The following is a 16184-nucleotide window of genomic DNA, read 5'->3' as shown; positions in this document are numbered from 1 at the left end:
GTGACACAGGACGTGCTCACGGGCGGCCCGACCCACCGATTCGATTCTATGTCGATAGCGGGCATCGGTGTCGTCTCCGGTTACGGATGGGGGCGCGAATTCCTGTGGCAGGGATTGATGGGGGCAAAACCGGCTGCCTGTTTGTACCCCGGCTACGGGCCGGGACGCGATCAGCAGGCCTGGGTCGGGCGTATTCCCGACGGCGGTGACCCGGCCTACGGTAGCGGTGTGTTCGGGCGTGCCGTACAGGCGGCGGCCGTCGAGGCGATCGCCGATGCGCAGGCACGCGGGTGGCGCCGCCACGGTCGCACCGTCGGTCTCGTCCATGCTTTCACCTTGGGCGATGTCGCCGACTGGCGAGATTTCTATCTCATCGACGACGGCCACCGGCGCACGCGCGACTATCTGCGGATGCTGCCGTCGACGCCGATCTCGGTGGTGATGCAGGAGTTCGGTTTCCACGGGCCCGCGATGAACGTGTCGGCGGCGTGCAGCTCGGGCAATGTCGGCCTGCTGACGGCGAAGATGTGGCGTGATGCGGGCTTGGTCGACGATGTGTTGTGCATCACGACAGATGTCTCGGCGACCCCCGACATGCTCGAACAGTTCGTGGCCATGGGTGCCGCGGTCGCCGACGCCGACCCGTTCACCGCCTGCAGGCCCTTCCAGGCGGACACGCTCGGCTTCACCATGGCCGAGGCATCGGTGGCGATGCTGCTGACCGACGCGGTCGACGTGCCCTACGTGCGTGTTCTCGGCGGCGCGATCACCAACGACGCGTTCCACGTCGTCTCGGTGGATCCGACCCACGCCCAGATCATCGCCTGCGCCGAGCGAGCACTGACGAATGCCGGAATCGACGCCGCCGACGTGACGTACTTCAACGCGCACGGCACCGGCACCCGCCAATGCGACGCGGCCGAACGTGACGTGCTGACCACCGTCTTCGACGACCGCCCGGCCGTCACCGTCCTCAAACCGCTCATCGGCCACTGCCAGGGCGCCTCCGCCGCGATCGAAGTCGCCGCGATCGCACTGTCCTATGAGCACGGCATCGCCGCATCGGCGCCGATCGTGGCGCCCGCGCATCCGCGACTGCTCAACGGCCCGACCGCGATGATCGACGGCCCGACCCTGAAATTGTCAATGGGTATGGGCGGCAACAACGCAGCGGTGATCATGGCCCAGGTCTGACCTGGTTCTCTGTATGGGCGGCAACAACGCAGCGGTGATCCTGGCCGGGGTCTGAGGTCAGTCCTCGCCGGTCTCGGGGCCGCCTGCCAGGGCGAAGCCGCCGGTAGTCGGCGCGTCCTGGGGGAGTGGCACCGCCCAGCGCAGCTGCGTGCCCGGCATCTCGGGGTGCTTGCCGTCGGCGTCGGGGCGTTCGGCCGGACCGATCTCGAAGTGCCCGCCCGCTTCCTGCGCGCGTTGTTCGAGATTGCGCAGCCCGCTGCGGATCACGTGGTTCGGAATGCCCCAGCCGTTGTCGGACACCGTGATCACCAGATCGTCGGCCACCTCGATCACGATGGCGACCGTGTCGGCACCGGAGTGGCGCACGGCGTTGCTCACCGCCTCGCGCACCACCGCCTCGGCGTGGTCGGCCAGCTGCGGGTCGAGCACCGACAGCGGGCCCGACACCTGGATCGTCGCGCGCAGGGCGATATCGGCGGTCTGGCGCCGGATCGCCACCTCGAGGCGCTGCTGCAGCCCCTCGCTGTGGCCCGAGCCGCTGGCGTGCAGATCGAAGATGGAGGTGCGGATCTCCTGCACCACTTCTTGCAGATCCATGATCACCGTCGAAAGGCGTTGCCGCACTTCGGGAACCACTGCTTTGGGCATCGTCGCCTGGACGGTGAGGCCGATCGCGAACAGTCGCTGGATCACATGATCGTGCAGGTCGCGCGCGATCCGATCGCGGTCTGCGACGAGGTCGAGTTCGCGCATCCGCTGTTGCGCGTCGGCCAGCCGCACCGCCAGCGCGGCCTGATCGCAGAACGCGGCCGTGAGCTCGAGCATCTCGTCGGAATACGGTGCGAAACCCGGTGGCCGGAACGTCACCAAGACGCCGAGGGTGGCATCGGGCGTGCACAGCGGGAGCACGAGAGCTGGTCCGGCGCCGGGCAATTCGGCCACCGGGAACTCGACTCCCAGCGACACCTGCGCCACGTCGTCGAAGCGCAGTGGTGTCCTTCTGCTGAACGCGTCACCGACCACCGTGCCCGCGATCGGAATGGTCTGCCAGTCCTGCCCCGCGTCCGGGCCGGTCCACTGCGTGACCACCAATTCGGTGATCTCGCCGGGTAATTCGTCGGGCACCGGCACCGAGGCGAGGAACGCCTGATGCGATCCGGTGAGCCCGCGCGCGTGATCGACCACATGGCCGAGCACTCGATCGGATTCGGTACCGGCCAGGAATTCCGTGGCGATATCGCGGGTGGCCTCGATCCACGCCTGCCTGGTGCGTGCCTGCTCGTAGAGCCGCGCATTGTCGACCGCGATGCCCGCGGCGGCCGCCAGCGCCAGCACCAGGACTTCGTCTTCCTCGGTGAACGGCTGGCCGTCGGACTTCTCGGTCAGATAGAGACTGCCGAACACCTCGTCCCGAATGCGCACGGGCACACCGAGAAACGTGTGCATCGGCGGGTGTCCCGCCGGAAAACCGATCGAGGATTCGTGCTGGGTGAGATCGGCCAGCCGCAGTGGCGCCTTGTGTGCGAACACCGCGCCGAGTACGCCGTGGCCGGCGGGTAATCGCGCGATCCGGTCGCGGATCTGATCCGGCATGCCCTCATCGATGAACTGCGCGACCTGCTGATCGTGGCCGCGCACCGCCAGCGCGCCGTAGCGGGCGTCGACGAGGTTCATCGCGGTGCGCACGATGGTGCGCAGGGTTTCGTCCAGGTCGAGACCCGCGGTGACCGTGAGCATCGCCTCGACGAGACCGTCCATCCGATCACGCGAGCCGATCATCACATCGACCCGATCGGCGACCTCGCCGAGCAGGCTGCGCAACGTCTGCCGCGACACCGCCTGGTCAGCCGAATAGCGGCCGCCCCGACCGTCGTTCGCCATCGCAGTATCCCGTCGTCGCAGCTCCTCGGGTGAGTCTCAGAGAAGTCTAGTCCGCAATGAGGGGACTTTCGGCCCTTCACTGGCACCGGCGGTAGTGGTGGCATAGGGCACCGGGGAAATGGGATCGAGAAGTGGGGCACATGATGAATTCGTTGTCGAGCACCCAGCACTGGACGACCGCCGCTGACCCGGAGCTTGCCGTGACAACGCGCGGCGAAGTGCCGGCCCAGGACGTCACCCGCGCTGTCCGCGCCATCACTCGCGTCATGCGCAGGCATCATCTCGACAGTCCGGCCAGGGTGCGCGTCACCGCGCCGCAGGGTTTCGACGAGCCGACCCTGGTGCAGGCCAACATCCGCACCAACGACACCTTCACCCGTGTCCAGGTCACCGGCCCCGGCGGTTTCGCGGTCACCTTCGCCGCCGAGCGGCTCGACCGCCAGCTCGCCCGCCGCGCGGGCAAGGAAGCGCGTGGCGCGTGGCCCGATCCGGCTCGTCGTCCGCTGGCCCAGATCACCGAGACGCGGCCGATCATCCGACGCAAGGACTGCGCATTGATGACCGGCACCCCGCTGGAAGCCAGCACCGTCCTCGACGCGATGGACTACGACGCCTACCTGTTCACCGATGCCGACACCGGCGAGGACGCGATCGTCACCTGGGCCGACCCGCACGGCGTCACCCTGGCCAGGCAGCGGCACACCGCCGCGGCGGGTGCGTCGGCTGAGCTGCCGCTGACCGCGAGCGCGATGCCGGTGCGGGTGGTGCAGGACGCGGCTCCCGTCTTCGCCGCGGACGAAGCCTCCGACGCGTTGTGCACGGCCGGGCTGCCCTACCTGTTCTTCACCGACACTCACACCGGCCGCGGGAATCTGCTCTACCGCCGCTACGACGGGGATCTGACCATCGTCGTCCCGTCCTGAGGCTTTAGGGCTCGCGGAGTTTCGTCGCCAGTACGGCGGCCTGCGTGCGGCGTTCGACCCCCAGTTTCGCCAGCAGTCGCGAGACATAGTTCTTGACCGTTTTCTCCGCGAGGAACATGCGCGCGGCGATCTGCCGGTTGGTCAGGCCCTCGCCGAGCAGTTCGAGCAGCCGGCGTTCCTGGTCGGTGAGTCCGGCCAGTGGCCCTGATGGTTCGGCGCTGCGGCGCAGCCGGGCGCGCAGGGCGTCCGCGGCGCGGGTATCGAGCAGCGAGTGCCCGGCGCCGACCTGTTTGATCGCGTCGGCCAGCTTCATCCCGTCGATGTTCTTCACCACATAGCCGCTGGCACCGGCCAGGATGGCGTCGAGCATGGCGTGCTCGTCGGAGAACGAGGTCAGGATCAGGCAGTGCAGGTCGTCGAACTCCGCGAGCAGGTTGCGACACAGTTCGATGCCGTTGCCGTCGGGTAATCGCACGTCAAGGACCGCGACATCGGGGCGGGCCTCGCGAATGCGCACCATCGCCTCGTCGACGCCGCCTGCCTGACCGATCACAGTGAGTTCTGGATCACCTTCCAGGAGGTCGATCAACCCGCGCCGGACGATCTCGTGGTCATCGACCAGGAACACCTCGAGCACGTCGGCTCCTTCATCATGTCGAACGATCCACCCTTGTGGTCCAACATAATCCGCGCGTCTCGGTTGTGGGGCGGGTCGGCGAACGAGGTTCGTCACGTCCCCTGCGCAGAGCGCCCCGTTCGGGCGCCCGCTTGCCCGCGCACCGAAACTTGTCGGACCCCCCGCCTAGCATTGTCGGCGGGGGATCATGTCCGGTCGGCGGATGACGATGGAGAAGGGATTCACCAGGTGGCGGAACGCCTCACTGTGCGCGGAGCTCGGGAACACAACCTGAAAGGGGTAGACCTGGATTTGCCGCGCGACAGCCTGATCGTGTTCACCGGTCTGTCCGGTTCCGGGAAGTCGAGCCTGGCGTTCGACACGATCTTCGCCGAGGGGCAGCGCCGCTACGTCGAATCGCTGTCGGCCTACGCGCGACAGTTCCTCGGACAGATGGACAAGCCGGATGTCGACTTCATCGAGGGCCTCTCGCCCGCGGTGTCGATCGACCAGAAGTCGACCAACCGCAACCCGCGGTCCACGGTCGGCACCATCACCGAGGTCTACGACTACCTGCGCCTGCTGTACGCCCGCGCGGGTACGCCGCACTGCCCGGTGTGTCACGAGCTGATCGAAAAGCAGAGCCCGCAGCAGATCGTCGACCAGGTGCTCGCCATGGACGACGGCCTCAAGTTCCAGGTGCTCGCGCCGGTGGTGCGCACTCGCAAGGGCGAGTTCGTCGACCTGTTCGACCAGCTCAAGACCCAGGGCTATTCGCGCGTGCGGGTCGACGGCGTGGTGTATCCGCTCACCGATCCGCCGAAGCTGAAGAAGCAGGAGAAGCACGACGTCGAGGTGGTCGTCGACCGCCTCTCGGTCAAGGCCGCCTCCAAACAGCGCCTCACCGACTCGATCGAGACCGCGCTGCGCCTGGCCGACGGCATCGTCGTGCTCGATTTCGTCGACCGCGACGAGCACGCCCACGACCGCGAGCGCCGCTTCTCCGAGCGCCTGGCCTGCCCCAACGGCCACCCCCTCGATATCGAAGATCTCGAACCCCGCTCGTTCTCCTTCAACTCGCCCTACGGCGCCTGCCCCGACTGCACCGGCTTGGGCATCCGCAAGGAGGTCGACCCGGAACTCGTGGTGCCGGATCCGGACCTGAGCCTGGCCGAGGGCGCGATCGCCCCGTGGTCGCGCGGACAGACCGCCGAGTACTTCAACCGGCTGCTCTCCGGCCTGGCCGAGGCGGTCGGCTTCTCCATGGACACCGCGTGGCGCGACCTGCCGGCGAAGGCACGCAAGGCGGTGCTGGAAGGCAGCTCCGACCAGGTGCACGTGGCCTACACCAACCGCTACGGCCGCAAGCGCTCCTACTACGCCGATTTCGAAGGCGTGATGCCGTTCCTGCAGCGGCGCATGGACAACACCGAGTCCGAGCAGATGAAGGAGCACTACGACGGCTACATGCGCGATGTGGCCTGCCCGGTCTGCAACGGCTCCCGGCTGCGCCCCGAGATTCTGGCCGTCACCCTGGCCTCTGACGGCACCGACAAGTCGATCGCCGAGGTCAGCGAGCTGTCCATCGGCGACTGCGCGCACTTCCTGAACTCGCTCACCCTGGGGGAGCGCGAGACCGCGATCGCCGGTCAGGTGCTCAAGGAGATCCAGGCCAGGCTCGGCTTCCTGCTCGACGTCGGTCTGGAATACCTGACGCTGTCGCGGGCCGCCGCGACCCTGTCCGGTGGCGAGGCACAGCGCATCCGCTTGGCCACGCAGATCGGTTCGGGTCTGGTCGGTGTCCTCTATGTTCTCGACGAGCCGTCGATCGGCCTGCACCAGCGCGACAACCGCAGGCTCATCGAGACGCTGCTGCGGCTGAAGAAGCTGGGCAACACGCTGATCGTCGTCGAACACGACGAGGACACCATCCGCGCCTCGGACTGGGTGGTCGACATCGGTCCACTGGCCGGTGAGCACGGTGGTCGAGTGGTGCACAGCGGCCCCTACGAGGAGCTGCTCAACGAACCCGAATCCCTCACCGGCGCTTATCTTTCCGGTCGCGAGCAGATCGAGCTCCCGCTCGTGCGGCGGGCGATCGACAAGAAGCGCAGGCTCACCGTTGTCGGTGCCACCGAACACAATCTGCAAAATGTCGACGTGGCGTTCCCGCTGGGTGTGCTCACCGCGATCACCGGTGTCTCGGGATCGGGTAAGTCGACCCTGGTCAACGACATTCTGGCGACGGTCCTCGCGAACAAGCTCAACGGTGCCCGTCAGGTGCCGGGCAGGCACACCAGGATCAACGGACTCGACAATCTCGACAAGCTGGTGCAGGTCGACCAGTCGCCGATCGGCCGCACGCCGCGCTCGAATCCGGCCACCTACACCGGCGTCTTCGACAAGATCCGCACGCTGTTCGCCTCCACCACCGAGGCGAAGGTGCGCGGCTACCAGCCGGGCAGGTTCTCGTTCAATGTCAAGGGCGGCCGCTGCGAGGCCTGCTCGGGCGACGGCACGCTCAAGATCGAGATGAACTTCCTCCCGGACGTCTACGTCCCCTGCGAGGTCTGCCACGGCGCCCGCTACAACCGGGAAACCCTCGAGGTGCACTACAAGGGCAAGACCATCGCCGAGGTCCTCGATATGCCGATCGACGAGGCCGCCGATTTCTTCGAGGCGATCACCTCGATCCATCGCTACCTCAAGACGCTCGTCGAGGTCGGCCTCGGGTATGTACGCCTCGGTCAGAGCGCCCCGACGCTGTCCGGTGGCGAGGCCCAGCGCGTGAAACTGGCCGCCGAGCTGCAGAAACGCTCCATGGGCCGGACGGTCTACATCCTCGACGAGCCGACTACGGGCCTGCACTTCGAGGACATCCGCAAGCTGCTCAAGGTGATCAACGGCCTGGTCGACAAGGGCAACACGGTGATCGTCATCGAGCACAATCTCGATGTCATCAAGACCGCCGACTGGGTCATCGACATGGGCCCCGAAGGTGGTTCCGGCGGCGGTACCGTGGTCGCGACCGGCACGCCGGAGGACATCGCCGCGGTGTCGGACAGCTACACCGGCCAGTTCCTCAAGGAAGTCCTCGCAGCGCCCGCACCGAAGAAGCCCGCCGCGAAGAAGGCAGCCAAGAAAGCCGCCCCCGCGGCGAAGAAGGCACCGGCAGAGACACCGGCCGCCAAGCGGTTGGCGCGAAAGGCGGCCGCGCTGCGCTGAGTCCGGATATCTTCCTTTCGAGATCGCGGACGGGACTTCCCGAAACCTGCACGAAGTGAAACAGTCATAGGTAACATTCGGCTCACCGTCCCCGGACCACCGGGTAGTAGCGGTTTGTCGACGGCTCGATCGTCGTGTAGTTCGAAAGGAACGTCTTCATGGATGAAGCCACCACGGCGCTCATCGCCCAGATTCTCGCTTTCCTCAGTGGCGGCTCCTCAGTGGCTTACGAGCCCACCAAGCCGACTGTCTGATCCGCGGAATCGAAAGGAAAGCCTGAAAATGGATACCGGAAGCTCGGTGTTGTTCGCCGCTATCGCCAACATGCTCTCGTCCGGCTCGGCCCTGTCGGTCACCCCCGGCCAGCCCCCGGTCCCCGCGGTCTGAGCCGCGACGCCGTTCGCAGCACGTAAGAAACGATCCGCCGACGCACTGCGTCGGCGGATCGTTTCGTTGGCGGAACTGTCAGTGCACCGGGCCGGTGTACTTCTCGCCCGGACCCGTCCCCGGCGCGTCCGGCACCGAGGATGCCTCGCGGAACGCGCGCTGCAGCGCCTGCAAGCCCTCGCGGATCGGACCCGCGTGCGGGCCGAGGTACTCCACCGACGCCGTGACCAGTCCGGCCAGTGCGGTGATCACCCGGCGCGCCTCGTCGAGATCGACGCCCGCGCCCGAGTCCGGGTTCTCCCCGGCCAGGCCCAGCTTCTCCGCGGCCGAACTCATCAGCATCACGGCGGCCCGGCTGATCACCTCGACGGCGGGGATGTCGGCCAGGTCGCGCACGGGAGGATCGAGCTCGTCAGTCATGCTGATCAGGCTATAGCGAGGCCGATTCCGGATCCTCGCGCCCGGCCGATTCGGTGATAGCCCAACGCCATGCTAGGCTCTTCGCTGACGACCGCCCCTGGATGTGTCATGCATCCGTGGGGCAGATAAGTGGAGCCCGACTCCCACCGTTACCGGCGAGCAATCGTTCGGATATGCGGTCCCGGTCACCCGTTCATTGTGATGGGTTTCCCGCGTGCCTGGCATGCGGGGGTCGACAACCGAGCCCGCGAGGGCATCGGCTGTGGGCGATCGGTCGACATCGGGCCCCGTCGCGGAGAAATACCGCAGCGGGGCTTTCGTGTTGAAACAGGGGTTGCAGTTATTGCGTGCGGTCGTTAAGACGACACCGCTTGACCTAGGAGGCCCCATCAGCACTGAGACCCGCATCAACGATCGCATCCGTGTTCCCGAGGTTCGTCTCATCGGACCCGGCGGCGAACAGGTTGGGATCGTGCGTGTTGAAGATGCACTACGCGTCGCGCTCGAAGCCGACCTCGATCTCGTCGAGGTAGCACCCGATGCCCGTCCGCCGGTCTGCAAGATCATGGACTACGGCAAGTTCAAGTACGAGACGGCGCAGAAGGCGCGCGAGTCCCGTAAGAACCAGGTCCAGACCGTGATCAAGGAGCAGAAGCTCCGCCCGAAAATCGACGACCACGACTACGAGACCAAGAAGCGCAACGTCGTTCGCTTCCTCGAAGCCGGGTCCAAGGTCAAGGTCACGATCATGTTCCGCGGTCGTGAGCAGTCGCGTCCCGAACTCGGCTTCCGGTTGCTCCAGCGTCTGGGCTCGGACGTGGCCGAACTCGGCTTCGTCGAGACCTCGGCCAAGCAGGACGGCCGCAATATGACCATGGTCCTCGCTCCCCACAAGGGCGCGAAGACGCGGGTGAAGGCCCAGCAGGACTCTTCGGCCCCGGCGGCAGTCCGCCAGCCGACCGGTCCCGCGAGTGCCGAACCGGCCGCGCCGGTCGAGTCGGCAGCACCGGTCGAGCAGGCCGTGCCTGCCGAGCAGGCTGCGCCGGCCGACCCGCAGTAAACGATTTCACCGACTAGATAGAGGAATCCATGCCGAAGAACAAGACCCACAGCGGCGCCAAGAAGCGATTCAAGGTGACCGGCCGGGGCAAGCTGCTTCGCGAGCAGGCGAACCGTCGCCACCTCCTGGAGCACAAGTCCTCTCGCCGGACTCGTCGTCTGGAAGGCACGGAGTCCGTCGCTTCCGTCGACGTCCCCCGCGTGAAGCGGCTGCTCGGTCTCGCCTGACCTTCGGGTCACGCAGGACCGTCGCAACCCGACGATTCCGCGGCCGGGATAACCGGACGCCGACACCTACCGAATTCGGGCGCCGCCGCGCCCCCAGATGATCAAGGACTACCAAAGTGGCACGCGTCAAAAGAGCCGTCAACGCTCAGAAGAAGCGCCGTTCCATCCTCGAGGCCTCCAAGGGCTACCGGGGCCAGCGTTCGCGCCTGTACCGCAAGGCCAAGGAACAGCAGCTCCACTCGCTGACCTACGCCTACCGCGACCGCAAGGCGCGCAAGGGTGACTTCCGCAAGCTGTGGATTGCTCGTATCAACGCCGCCGCGCGTCTGAACGACATCACCTACAACCGCTTCATCCAAGGCCTCAAGGCCGCTGGTGTCGAGGTGGACCGCAAGATCCTCGCCGAGCTCGCGGTTTCCGACGCCGAGGCCTTCGCCGGCCTGGTGGCTGTCGCCAAGGCCGCGCTGCCCGCCGACGTCAACGCCCCGGCCACCGCCGCCTGAGCTTGACGACACACAGCGACCTGTCGGAACGACCCGTGGACGCGCTCTCCGAGCGCAATCCGCGGGTCGTTTCCGCTGTCAAGCTCCAGCGCGCGGCCCAGCGCCGCAAGTCCGGCCTGTTCCTGGCCGAGGGCGCCAATGCCGTGTCCGCCGCGCTGGAGACCGGCCGGGTCCGCGAGATCTTCTACTCGCTCGCCGCCGCGGGCCGGGACAACGCGCTGATCGCCGGCGCCACCGCCGACGGCATCCGCACCACCCTGGTCACCGATCGCGCCGCCGAACATCTCGGCGAGACCGTGACGGCACCGGGTCTGGTCGCCGTGTGCGAAACGCTCGACGTCCCGCTCGGTGAAATCCTCGACCGCGGTCCGCGCATGCTCGCGGTTCCCGTCGAGATCGCCGAACCGGGCAATGCGGGCACTCTGATCCGGGTGGCCGACGCGGTCGGCGCCGACGGGGTGGTGCTCGCGGGCGACACCGTCGACCCGCACAACGGCAAATGCGTGCGCGCCAGCGCGGGCAGCCTGTTCCACGTCCCGGTAGCCCGTAGCCGCGATATCACCGCGACCCTCGACGCGATCTCCGCCGCGGGTGTAACGATCCTCGCCACCGCCGCCACCGGCGAAGTCGACCTCGATTCCGCCGACGACATCCTCAGCGGTCCCGTCGCCTGGCTCTTCGGCAACGAGGCACACGGCCTGGACCCCGCCGTCGCCGCCCGCGCCGACCACCGCATCCGCATCCCCATCCACGGCCGCGCCGAAAGCCTGAATCTCGCTGCCGCGGCGGCTATCTGCCTCTACGCCAGCGCCCGCGTCCAGCACGCGCGCTGACCGCTCTCAGCACGCGGATGTGGTGGCGCTGCGCAGGTCGGAGAGGATTTCGGTGGCCCAGGGGAGGGGGATCGCGTCGCTGCCCGCGACCTGCATCGCGGTCATGATCGTCAGCAGCATCCCGGTCGCGACGAAGCGGCGTGATTCGAAGGTGTCGGCGCCGGTGAGTTCGCCGATCAGGCGGTAGATGCGACCGAATCGCTCCCGCATGTGGTCGCCGATCGCCGGATCCGCGCTGGCGGCGGCGCCGTGCAGCAGGACAAGGGGGAGTTCGCGTTCGGCCAGGAAGACGTCGAAGCTGTGGCCGAGGGCGCGTAGTGCCTGCGCGGTGTCGGCGTCAGGGGCGATCTCAGCGTCTCGGAACACCTGCTCGATGCGGGTGCACACCTCGAGCAGGCAGGCGAGGAACAGTTGCTGCTTGGTGCCGAACAGGCGGATCACGTAGGGCTGCGAAACTCCGGCCAGCCTGGCGATCTCATCGGTTTTCGTTGCGGCATAACCGGATTCGGCAAACGCGTGGATCGCGGCCTCGAGCACCTGTGCGCTGCGCTCGGACGCGGTCATCCGGGTTCTCGTCATGGGCGTCGCTGCCTTTCGCTCCGTGTGCCTCTTGACATGTTATCAGTCGATGCATAACCATAGGCGGTGTAGTTATCAGTCAATAACAACTTAGGGCTGGACATGACGCAAACACTCGAATCGGGCGACGCGCAGGCCGCCGAAACGCCGCCGACCGTCGGCGCGAAGGGCAAGCCGCTCGGCGCTGTCATCGCCGCCGTCGGCATCCCGATGTTCATGGTGACGCTGGACAATCTTGTTGTCACGAATGCGCTGCCGGTGATCAAAGCCGAACTGGGAGCGTCGCTTTCGGACCTGCAGTGGTTCATCAACGCCTACACGCTGTCCTTCGCCGCGCTGCTGCTGTCGGCATCGGCGCTGGGTGACCGGATCGGCCGTCGCCGGGTGTTTCTGGTCGGTATCGGCCTGTTCGTCGTCGCCTCCGCGGCGTGCGCGCTGGCCACCGAACCGTGGATGCTCATCGCGGCGCGCGCGGTGCAGGGCGTCGGTGGTGCGGCGGTGATGCCGCTGTCGCTCACCCTGCTCGCCGCCGCGGTCCCCGCGAAGATGCGCAGCGCCGCGATCGGCATCTGGGGTGGCATCGCCGGTCTCGGTGTCGCGCTCGGTCCGGTGGTGGGCGGCGCGGTCGTCGACGGCCTGAACTGGCAGTGGATCTTCTGGCTCAATGTCCCGATCGGCCTGCTGGCGCTGCCGTTCGCCGCCCGCATGTTGACCGAATCGCGCGGCATCGCAAGGAAACTCGACTACCTCGGGGTGGGGCTCTCGGCCGGTGGTGTGCTCGCGCTGGTCTGGGGCGTCATCCACGGCGCCGAGGACGGCTGGACCGCACCGCAGGTGCTCACCGCGCTGATCGGCGGCGCCGCGCTGCTCGTCGCGTTCGTCGTCTGGGAAACCTACGTCACCGACCCGATGCTCCCGCTGCGCCTGTTCCGATCTCGCGGGCTGAGCCTGAGCTTCATCGTGTCCTTCGGCTTCTCGTCCGGCGTCTTCGGCTCGATCTTCCTGCTCGCCCAGTTCTTCCAGGTGGTGCAGGGCTATACGCCGCTGGAATCCGGCATCCGCACGTTGCCGTGGACGCTGGTCCCGATGGTCATCGCCCCCTTGGCCGGGTTGATCGTCGATCGCGTCGGCGCCCGAACCCTGATCGCCCTCGGTCAACTCTGCCTGGCGATCTCCCTGGCCTGGATGGCGATGATCACCACCGTTGATGTCCCCTACCTCGCCTTCGTCGCCCCCTTCGTCCTGGGTGGCATCGGCATGGGCCTCACCTTCGCCCCCTCCTCGACCATCGTCATGGCCAGCGCTTCCGCCGCCGACCAGGGCATGGCCTCGGGAATCAGCAGCACGGTCCGCGAGGTGGGCGTCGCCATGGGCATCGCCGTCCTGGCCTCGGTCTTCGCCTCCTACGGCGCCTACACCGACCCCCAGGCTTACGTAGACGGCCTGGTTCCCGCGGTGTGGGTGGGCGCCGCGCTCGTCGCCTGTGCCGCAGTGGTGGCGGCGTTTCTTCCCCGGCACAACCGGCCCGCGGAATAGCCGCTGACCGGTTCTCGGAGCAGGTGGTTGTCGCCGAAAGGCACGACAACCACCTGCTCGGCGTCGTCGTAGACAATGGCTCCCGGAGTCGTCGAGTCCAACCGCTCCCACGCGACCCCATGCGTGTCGAGAATCGCGAGATATCCCTCGACCCGCTCGATCATCGACACCGCATCCGCCTTGAACCACGAGGCCGCGCCCGGATGCAGGTCGCGGTCGTACACCCGCGGATCCACATGGCTCGGATTCGTCAGATTCTCGCTGAACCAATCGTTGCCGACCCGGCGGAACCGCACCTCCTGAGCACTCAACTGCCCGGCGGCCCACAACCCGTTCACCAGGCCGAAAACACCCGGATATCGACCGTGCCGATCGGTCTGCGCAGCCTGGAATCGAACAAACGACCGGTCACCAGCCGACCCGACCCGACGGCCGGTCATCCGACACTGTCCGGTTGCTGCCCCTGCTCCGGGGCCGCCTGCTGTTCGGGCCGGTTCGCGCACAACCCCGCCGCACGCGGGAACGGCCGTCGCCCCACTGGCCGAATCCCGAACCCACACAACGCAAGCCCGCTTCCCGCAGCGGTGGTCCGAACCCGCCGCCCCCGCGGCGATGCCGGATCGCAAGTCTGTTCAGCCATCGAGTCATCCTGTTCTCGAGTCGAACACGCCGGTGTATTTGCTCATTTGGACGCGCCCCGAACCCATTCGGTTCCCTCGATTCCAGAAGTTTTCCTATTCCCCTGAGAAACAGGCGATTTCGGACACTCCCACCGACACCGCGCCTCGTTCGATGTCGCTGTGCCTGCGATGCGAAGGGCGGGCGGCAGGTTCGAGCTCGGTCGGTCGATCAGCAGGCCTACCGGCGCGCGGTATCGTTGAATACGGCAGTCCGCGCGAATGGAGCGACCGCATGACCCTTCCCGCGATGCATCCTCGACCTGGCAATCTCCGTGAGGTCGCCGAGGAGATCGAACGCGCGACCGGTCTGCGGGTCGAGATTCTGGGAGGGGCGCTTGTGATGTCACCGACCCCGCGTGGGAAATACGCGGGTTCCATCCGCCGACTGCGTCAGCAGTTGGAAGCATCGATGCCGGATGGGCTGGCCGCGTATGAGGTCACCTCGATCGCGATGCCCGATGATATCGACGATTACTGCACCCCAGACCTGGTGATCCTGCCGGATACCTGGGATACCGACGATGACTGGCTCGCTGACCCGCTCGATGTCGAACTCGCCGTCGAAGTGATCTCGAAGTCGGAGCGGGCGGCCCAGATCAATGGCAAGAACGGCTGGTACGCCGCCGCCGGTGTGCGCGCCCTTCTCGTCATCGACCCTCGCGTCGGTCGCTGGGCATTGTTCGCCGGGCCTGCCGCAGGTGGCTACGCCGAACTGGTCGAAGGCGAGTATGGCGACCCGATCGGTCTTCTCGTGCCTTTGACGATGTCGCTCGACACCGCCTGTCTGCCTCGATACGACCAGTAGTCGCCGTTGCGCGACACTGCCGTGCGGCCGGACTGCCGGGCGTCGGCAGACCGGGACGAAGACGTTCGATCACCTCGCTGACCTGGACTGGTCGGTCCCCATAAAGACCCCGCCCACCAGCGTTGATCCCGCGCGAGTAATCCGAATGAATCGCGCCAACCCCATCCCATAGGATTTACGCAGCACCGATGCGGGATGGCAATGACGCGCCCGCGAACCGATCCGCAGGGGAGAGTCGAGAAGATCGTGGCCGACGACAACAGTGGAGTCGAGCGAAGCGCCTCGTTGACCGAAGAGGCACTCGCGGCAGCGGCGGCGGAAGCCGAGAAGGCCTTCTCCGCGGCTGCTGATCTGGATGCGCTTGCGGTCGCCAAGACCGACTACATCGGCGGCAAGTCGCCGATCGCGCTCGCGCAGCGTGGGCTTGGCAGTGTGCCCAAGGAGGAGAAGGCCGAGGCCGGTAAGCGGGTCAACATCGCGCGCAAACGGGTCTCCGACGCGTTCGAGGCACGCCGTGCCGCGCTCCTGGCCGAGCGTGACCAGGCGGTGCTCATCTCCGAGAAGATCGACGTCACGTTGCCCGCTCGTCGTCAGCCGGTCGGCGCCCGGCACCCGATCACCGTCATCTCCGAGCAGATCGCCGACTTCTTCGTCGGTATGGGCTGGGAGGTCGCCGAGGGTCCCGAGGTGGAGACCGAGCACTTCAACTTCGACGCGCTGAACTTCCTGCCCGATCACCCGGCGCGCACCATGCAGGACACCTTCCACATCGCTCCGGAGGGTTCGCGCCAGGTGCTGCGCACGCACACCTCCCCGGTCCAGGTGCGGACCATGCTCACGCGTGACGTGCCGATCTACATCGCGTGCCCGGGTCGCACCTTCCGCACCGACGAGCTCGACGCCACCCACACCCCGGTGTTCTCCCAGGTGGAGGGGCTGGCGGTCGACAAGGGTCTCACCATGGCGCACCTGCGCGGCACCCTGGACGCCTTCGCCCGCGCCATGTTCGGCCCCGAGACCCGCACGCGCATGCGCCCCAACTACTTCCCCTTCACCGAACCGTCGGCCGAGGTCGACGTGTGGTTCCCGAACAAGAAGGGCGGCGCGGGCTGGATCGAGTGGGGCGGCTGCGGCATGGTCAACCCGAAGGTCCTCATCGCCAGCGGCATCGACCCCGACGTGTACTCCGGGTTCGCGTTCGGCATGGGTATGGAGCGCACCCTGCAGTTCCAGACCACCATCCCCGACATGCGCGACATCGTCGAGGGTGACGTGCGGTTCACCCTGCCCTTCGGTATCCGGTCTTAGAGAGAGA

15 protein-coding genes are annotated in these 16184 nt (G+C 67.0%); 10 read left to right on the top strand and 5 right to left on the bottom strand.

Annotated elements, in window-relative coordinates; translation table 11 throughout:
• The gene (locus ACLJPD_RS30405; RefSeq protein ID WP_410876692.1) at positions 1-1194 is read left to right on the top strand and encodes a beta-ketoacyl synthase N-terminal-like domain-containing protein; all 1194 of its coding nucleotides are present in this window, start codon (positions 1-3) and stop codon (positions 1192-1194) included.
• 57 nt (positions 1195-1251) lie between these two features.
• On the opposite strand, the gene ACLJPD_RS30400 is transcribed toward ACLJPD_RS30405, so the two are convergent.
• Positions 1252-3075, bottom strand: coding sequence for a GAF domain-containing protein (locus ACLJPD_RS30400; protein ID WP_410876690.1), 1824 nt, complete (start codon positions 3073-3075; stop codon positions 1252-1254).
• A gap of 140 nt (positions 3076-3215) precedes the next feature.
• On the opposite strand from ACLJPD_RS30400, the gene ACLJPD_RS30395 reads away from it, so the two are divergent.
• Positions 3216-3998, top strand: a complete 783-nt coding sequence (locus ACLJPD_RS30395; protein WP_410876688.1) for a sigma 54 modulation/S30EA ribosomal C-terminal domain-containing protein — start codon at positions 3216-3218, stop codon at positions 3996-3998.
• 4 nt (positions 3999-4002) lie between these two features.
• Here ACLJPD_RS30395 and ACLJPD_RS30390 read toward each other — a convergent pair whose 3' ends face one another.
• Entirely contained in the window at positions 4003-4635 is a 633-nt protein-coding gene (locus ACLJPD_RS30390; protein ID WP_410876686.1) for a response regulator, read from the bottom strand.
• A gap of 228 nt (positions 4636-4863) precedes the next feature.
• Here ACLJPD_RS30390 and uvrA point away from each other — a divergent pair, with 228 nt between their 5' ends.
• Positions 4864-7839 (top strand): excinuclease ABC subunit UvrA, encoded by a 2976-nt coding sequence (gene uvrA / locus ACLJPD_RS30385; RefSeq protein WP_410876684.1) that lies wholly within the window; start codon positions 4864-4866, stop codon positions 7837-7839.
• A gap of 465 nt (positions 7840-8304) precedes the next feature.
• On the opposite strand, the gene ACLJPD_RS30380 is transcribed toward uvrA, so the two are convergent.
• The gene (locus ACLJPD_RS30380) at positions 8305-8646 is read right to left on the bottom strand and encodes a DUF1844 domain-containing protein (RefSeq protein ID WP_378637057.1); all 342 of its coding nucleotides are present in this window, start codon (positions 8644-8646) and stop codon (positions 8305-8307) included.
• 334 nt (positions 8647-8980) lie between these two features.
• Here ACLJPD_RS30380 and infC point away from each other — a divergent pair, with 334 nt between their 5' ends.
• From infC to ACLJPD_RS30360, 4 genes are all read left to right on the top strand, one after another.
• Positions 8981-9706, top strand: a complete 726-nt coding sequence (gene infC, locus ACLJPD_RS30375) for a translation initiation factor IF-3 (protein WP_410876892.1) — start codon at positions 8981-8983, stop codon at positions 9704-9706.
• Between the two features lie 29 nt (positions 9707-9735).
• On the top strand, positions 9736-9933 hold the full coding sequence (rpmI, locus tag ACLJPD_RS30370; protein WP_056824456.1) for a 50S ribosomal protein L35: 198 nt from the start codon (positions 9736-9738) through the stop codon (positions 9931-9933).
• Positions 9934-10049: 116 nt separating this feature from the next.
• Positions 10050-10436, top strand: coding sequence for a 50S ribosomal protein L20 (gene rplT / locus ACLJPD_RS30365; protein ID WP_019046423.1), 387 nt, complete (start codon positions 10050-10052; stop codon positions 10434-10436).
• 35 nt (positions 10437-10471) lie between these two features.
• A complete protein-coding gene (locus tag ACLJPD_RS30360) occupies positions 10472-11269 on the top strand; it encodes a TrmH family RNA methyltransferase (RefSeq protein WP_410876682.1) in 798 nt (265 codons plus the stop codon).
• A 6-nt stretch (positions 11270-11275) separates the two neighbouring features.
• Here the strand turns inward: ACLJPD_RS30360 and ACLJPD_RS30355 are convergent, their stop codons facing one another.
• Complete coding sequence (locus ACLJPD_RS30355; protein ID WP_410876680.1) at positions 11276-11833, bottom strand: TetR/AcrR family transcriptional regulator; 558 nt, start codon at positions 11831-11833, stop codon at positions 11276-11278.
• A 117-nt stretch (positions 11834-11950) separates the two neighbouring features.
• Here ACLJPD_RS30355 and ACLJPD_RS30350 point away from each other — a divergent pair, with 117 nt between their 5' ends.
• Positions 11951-13384: a DHA2 family efflux MFS transporter permease subunit gene (locus ACLJPD_RS30350; RefSeq protein WP_410876679.1), complete on the top strand. Its 1434-nt coding sequence runs from the start codon at positions 11951-11953 to the stop codon at positions 13382-13384.
• On the opposite strand, the gene ACLJPD_RS30345 is transcribed toward ACLJPD_RS30350, so the two are convergent.
• The gene (locus ACLJPD_RS30345; RefSeq protein ID WP_410876677.1) at positions 13279-13722 is read right to left on the bottom strand and encodes a hypothetical protein; all 444 of its coding nucleotides are present in this window, start codon (positions 13720-13722) and stop codon (positions 13279-13281) included. The two genes, ACLJPD_RS30350 and ACLJPD_RS30345, sit on opposite strands and share 106 nt — an antisense overlap.
• Before the next feature lie 574 nt (positions 13723-14296).
• Between ACLJPD_RS30345 and ACLJPD_RS30340 the strand changes: the two genes are divergently transcribed.
• Positions 14297-14869 carry a Uma2 family endonuclease gene (locus ACLJPD_RS30340; protein WP_410876676.1) on the top strand — a complete coding sequence of 191 codons (573 nt, stop codon included), beginning with the start codon at positions 14297-14299 and terminating at the stop codon, positions 14867-14869.
• Positions 14870-15115: 246 nt separating this feature from the next.
• Positions 15116-16177, top strand: a complete 1062-nt coding sequence (gene pheS, locus ACLJPD_RS30335; RefSeq protein ID WP_410876890.1) for a phenylalanine--tRNA ligase subunit alpha — start codon at positions 15116-15118, stop codon at positions 16175-16177.
• The last annotated feature ends 7 nt before the right edge of the window (positions 16178-16184 follow it).

Source organism: Nocardia sp. A7, assembly GCF_046549215.1.
Classification (GTDB): Bacteria; Actinomycetota; Actinomycetes; order Mycobacteriales; family Mycobacteriaceae; genus Nocardia.
This window is presented reverse-complemented; position numbering and strand designations above follow the sequence as displayed.

Excerpts from the sequence above, each read along its gene's own strand:
- rpmI (WP_056824456.1), top strand. The coding sequence starts at position 9,736 with ATGCCGAAGAACAAGACCCACAGCGGCGCCAAGAAGCGATTCAAGGTG.
- ACLJPD_RS30350 (WP_410876679.1), top strand. The coding sequence starts at position 11,951 with ATGACGCAAACACTCGAATCGGGCGACGCGCAGGCCGCCGAAACGCCG.
- ACLJPD_RS30355 (WP_410876680.1), bottom strand. The coding sequence starts at position 11,833 with ATGACCGCGTCCGAGCGCAGCGCACAGGTGCTCGAGGCCGCGATCCAC.
- ACLJPD_RS30395 (WP_410876688.1), top strand. The coding sequence starts at position 3,216 with ATGATGAATTCGTTGTCGAGCACCCAGCACTGGACGACCGCCGCTGAC.
- ACLJPD_RS30380 (WP_378637057.1), bottom strand. The coding sequence starts at position 8,646 with ATGACTGACGAGCTCGATCCTCCCGTGCGCGACCTGGCCGACATCCCC.
- ACLJPD_RS30400 (WP_410876690.1), bottom strand. The coding sequence starts at position 3,075 with ATGGCGAACGACGGTCGGGGCGGCCGCTATTCGGCTGACCAGGCGGTG.
- ACLJPD_RS30340 (WP_410876676.1), top strand. The coding sequence starts at position 14,297 with ATGACCCTTCCCGCGATGCATCCTCGACCTGGCAATCTCCGTGAGGTC.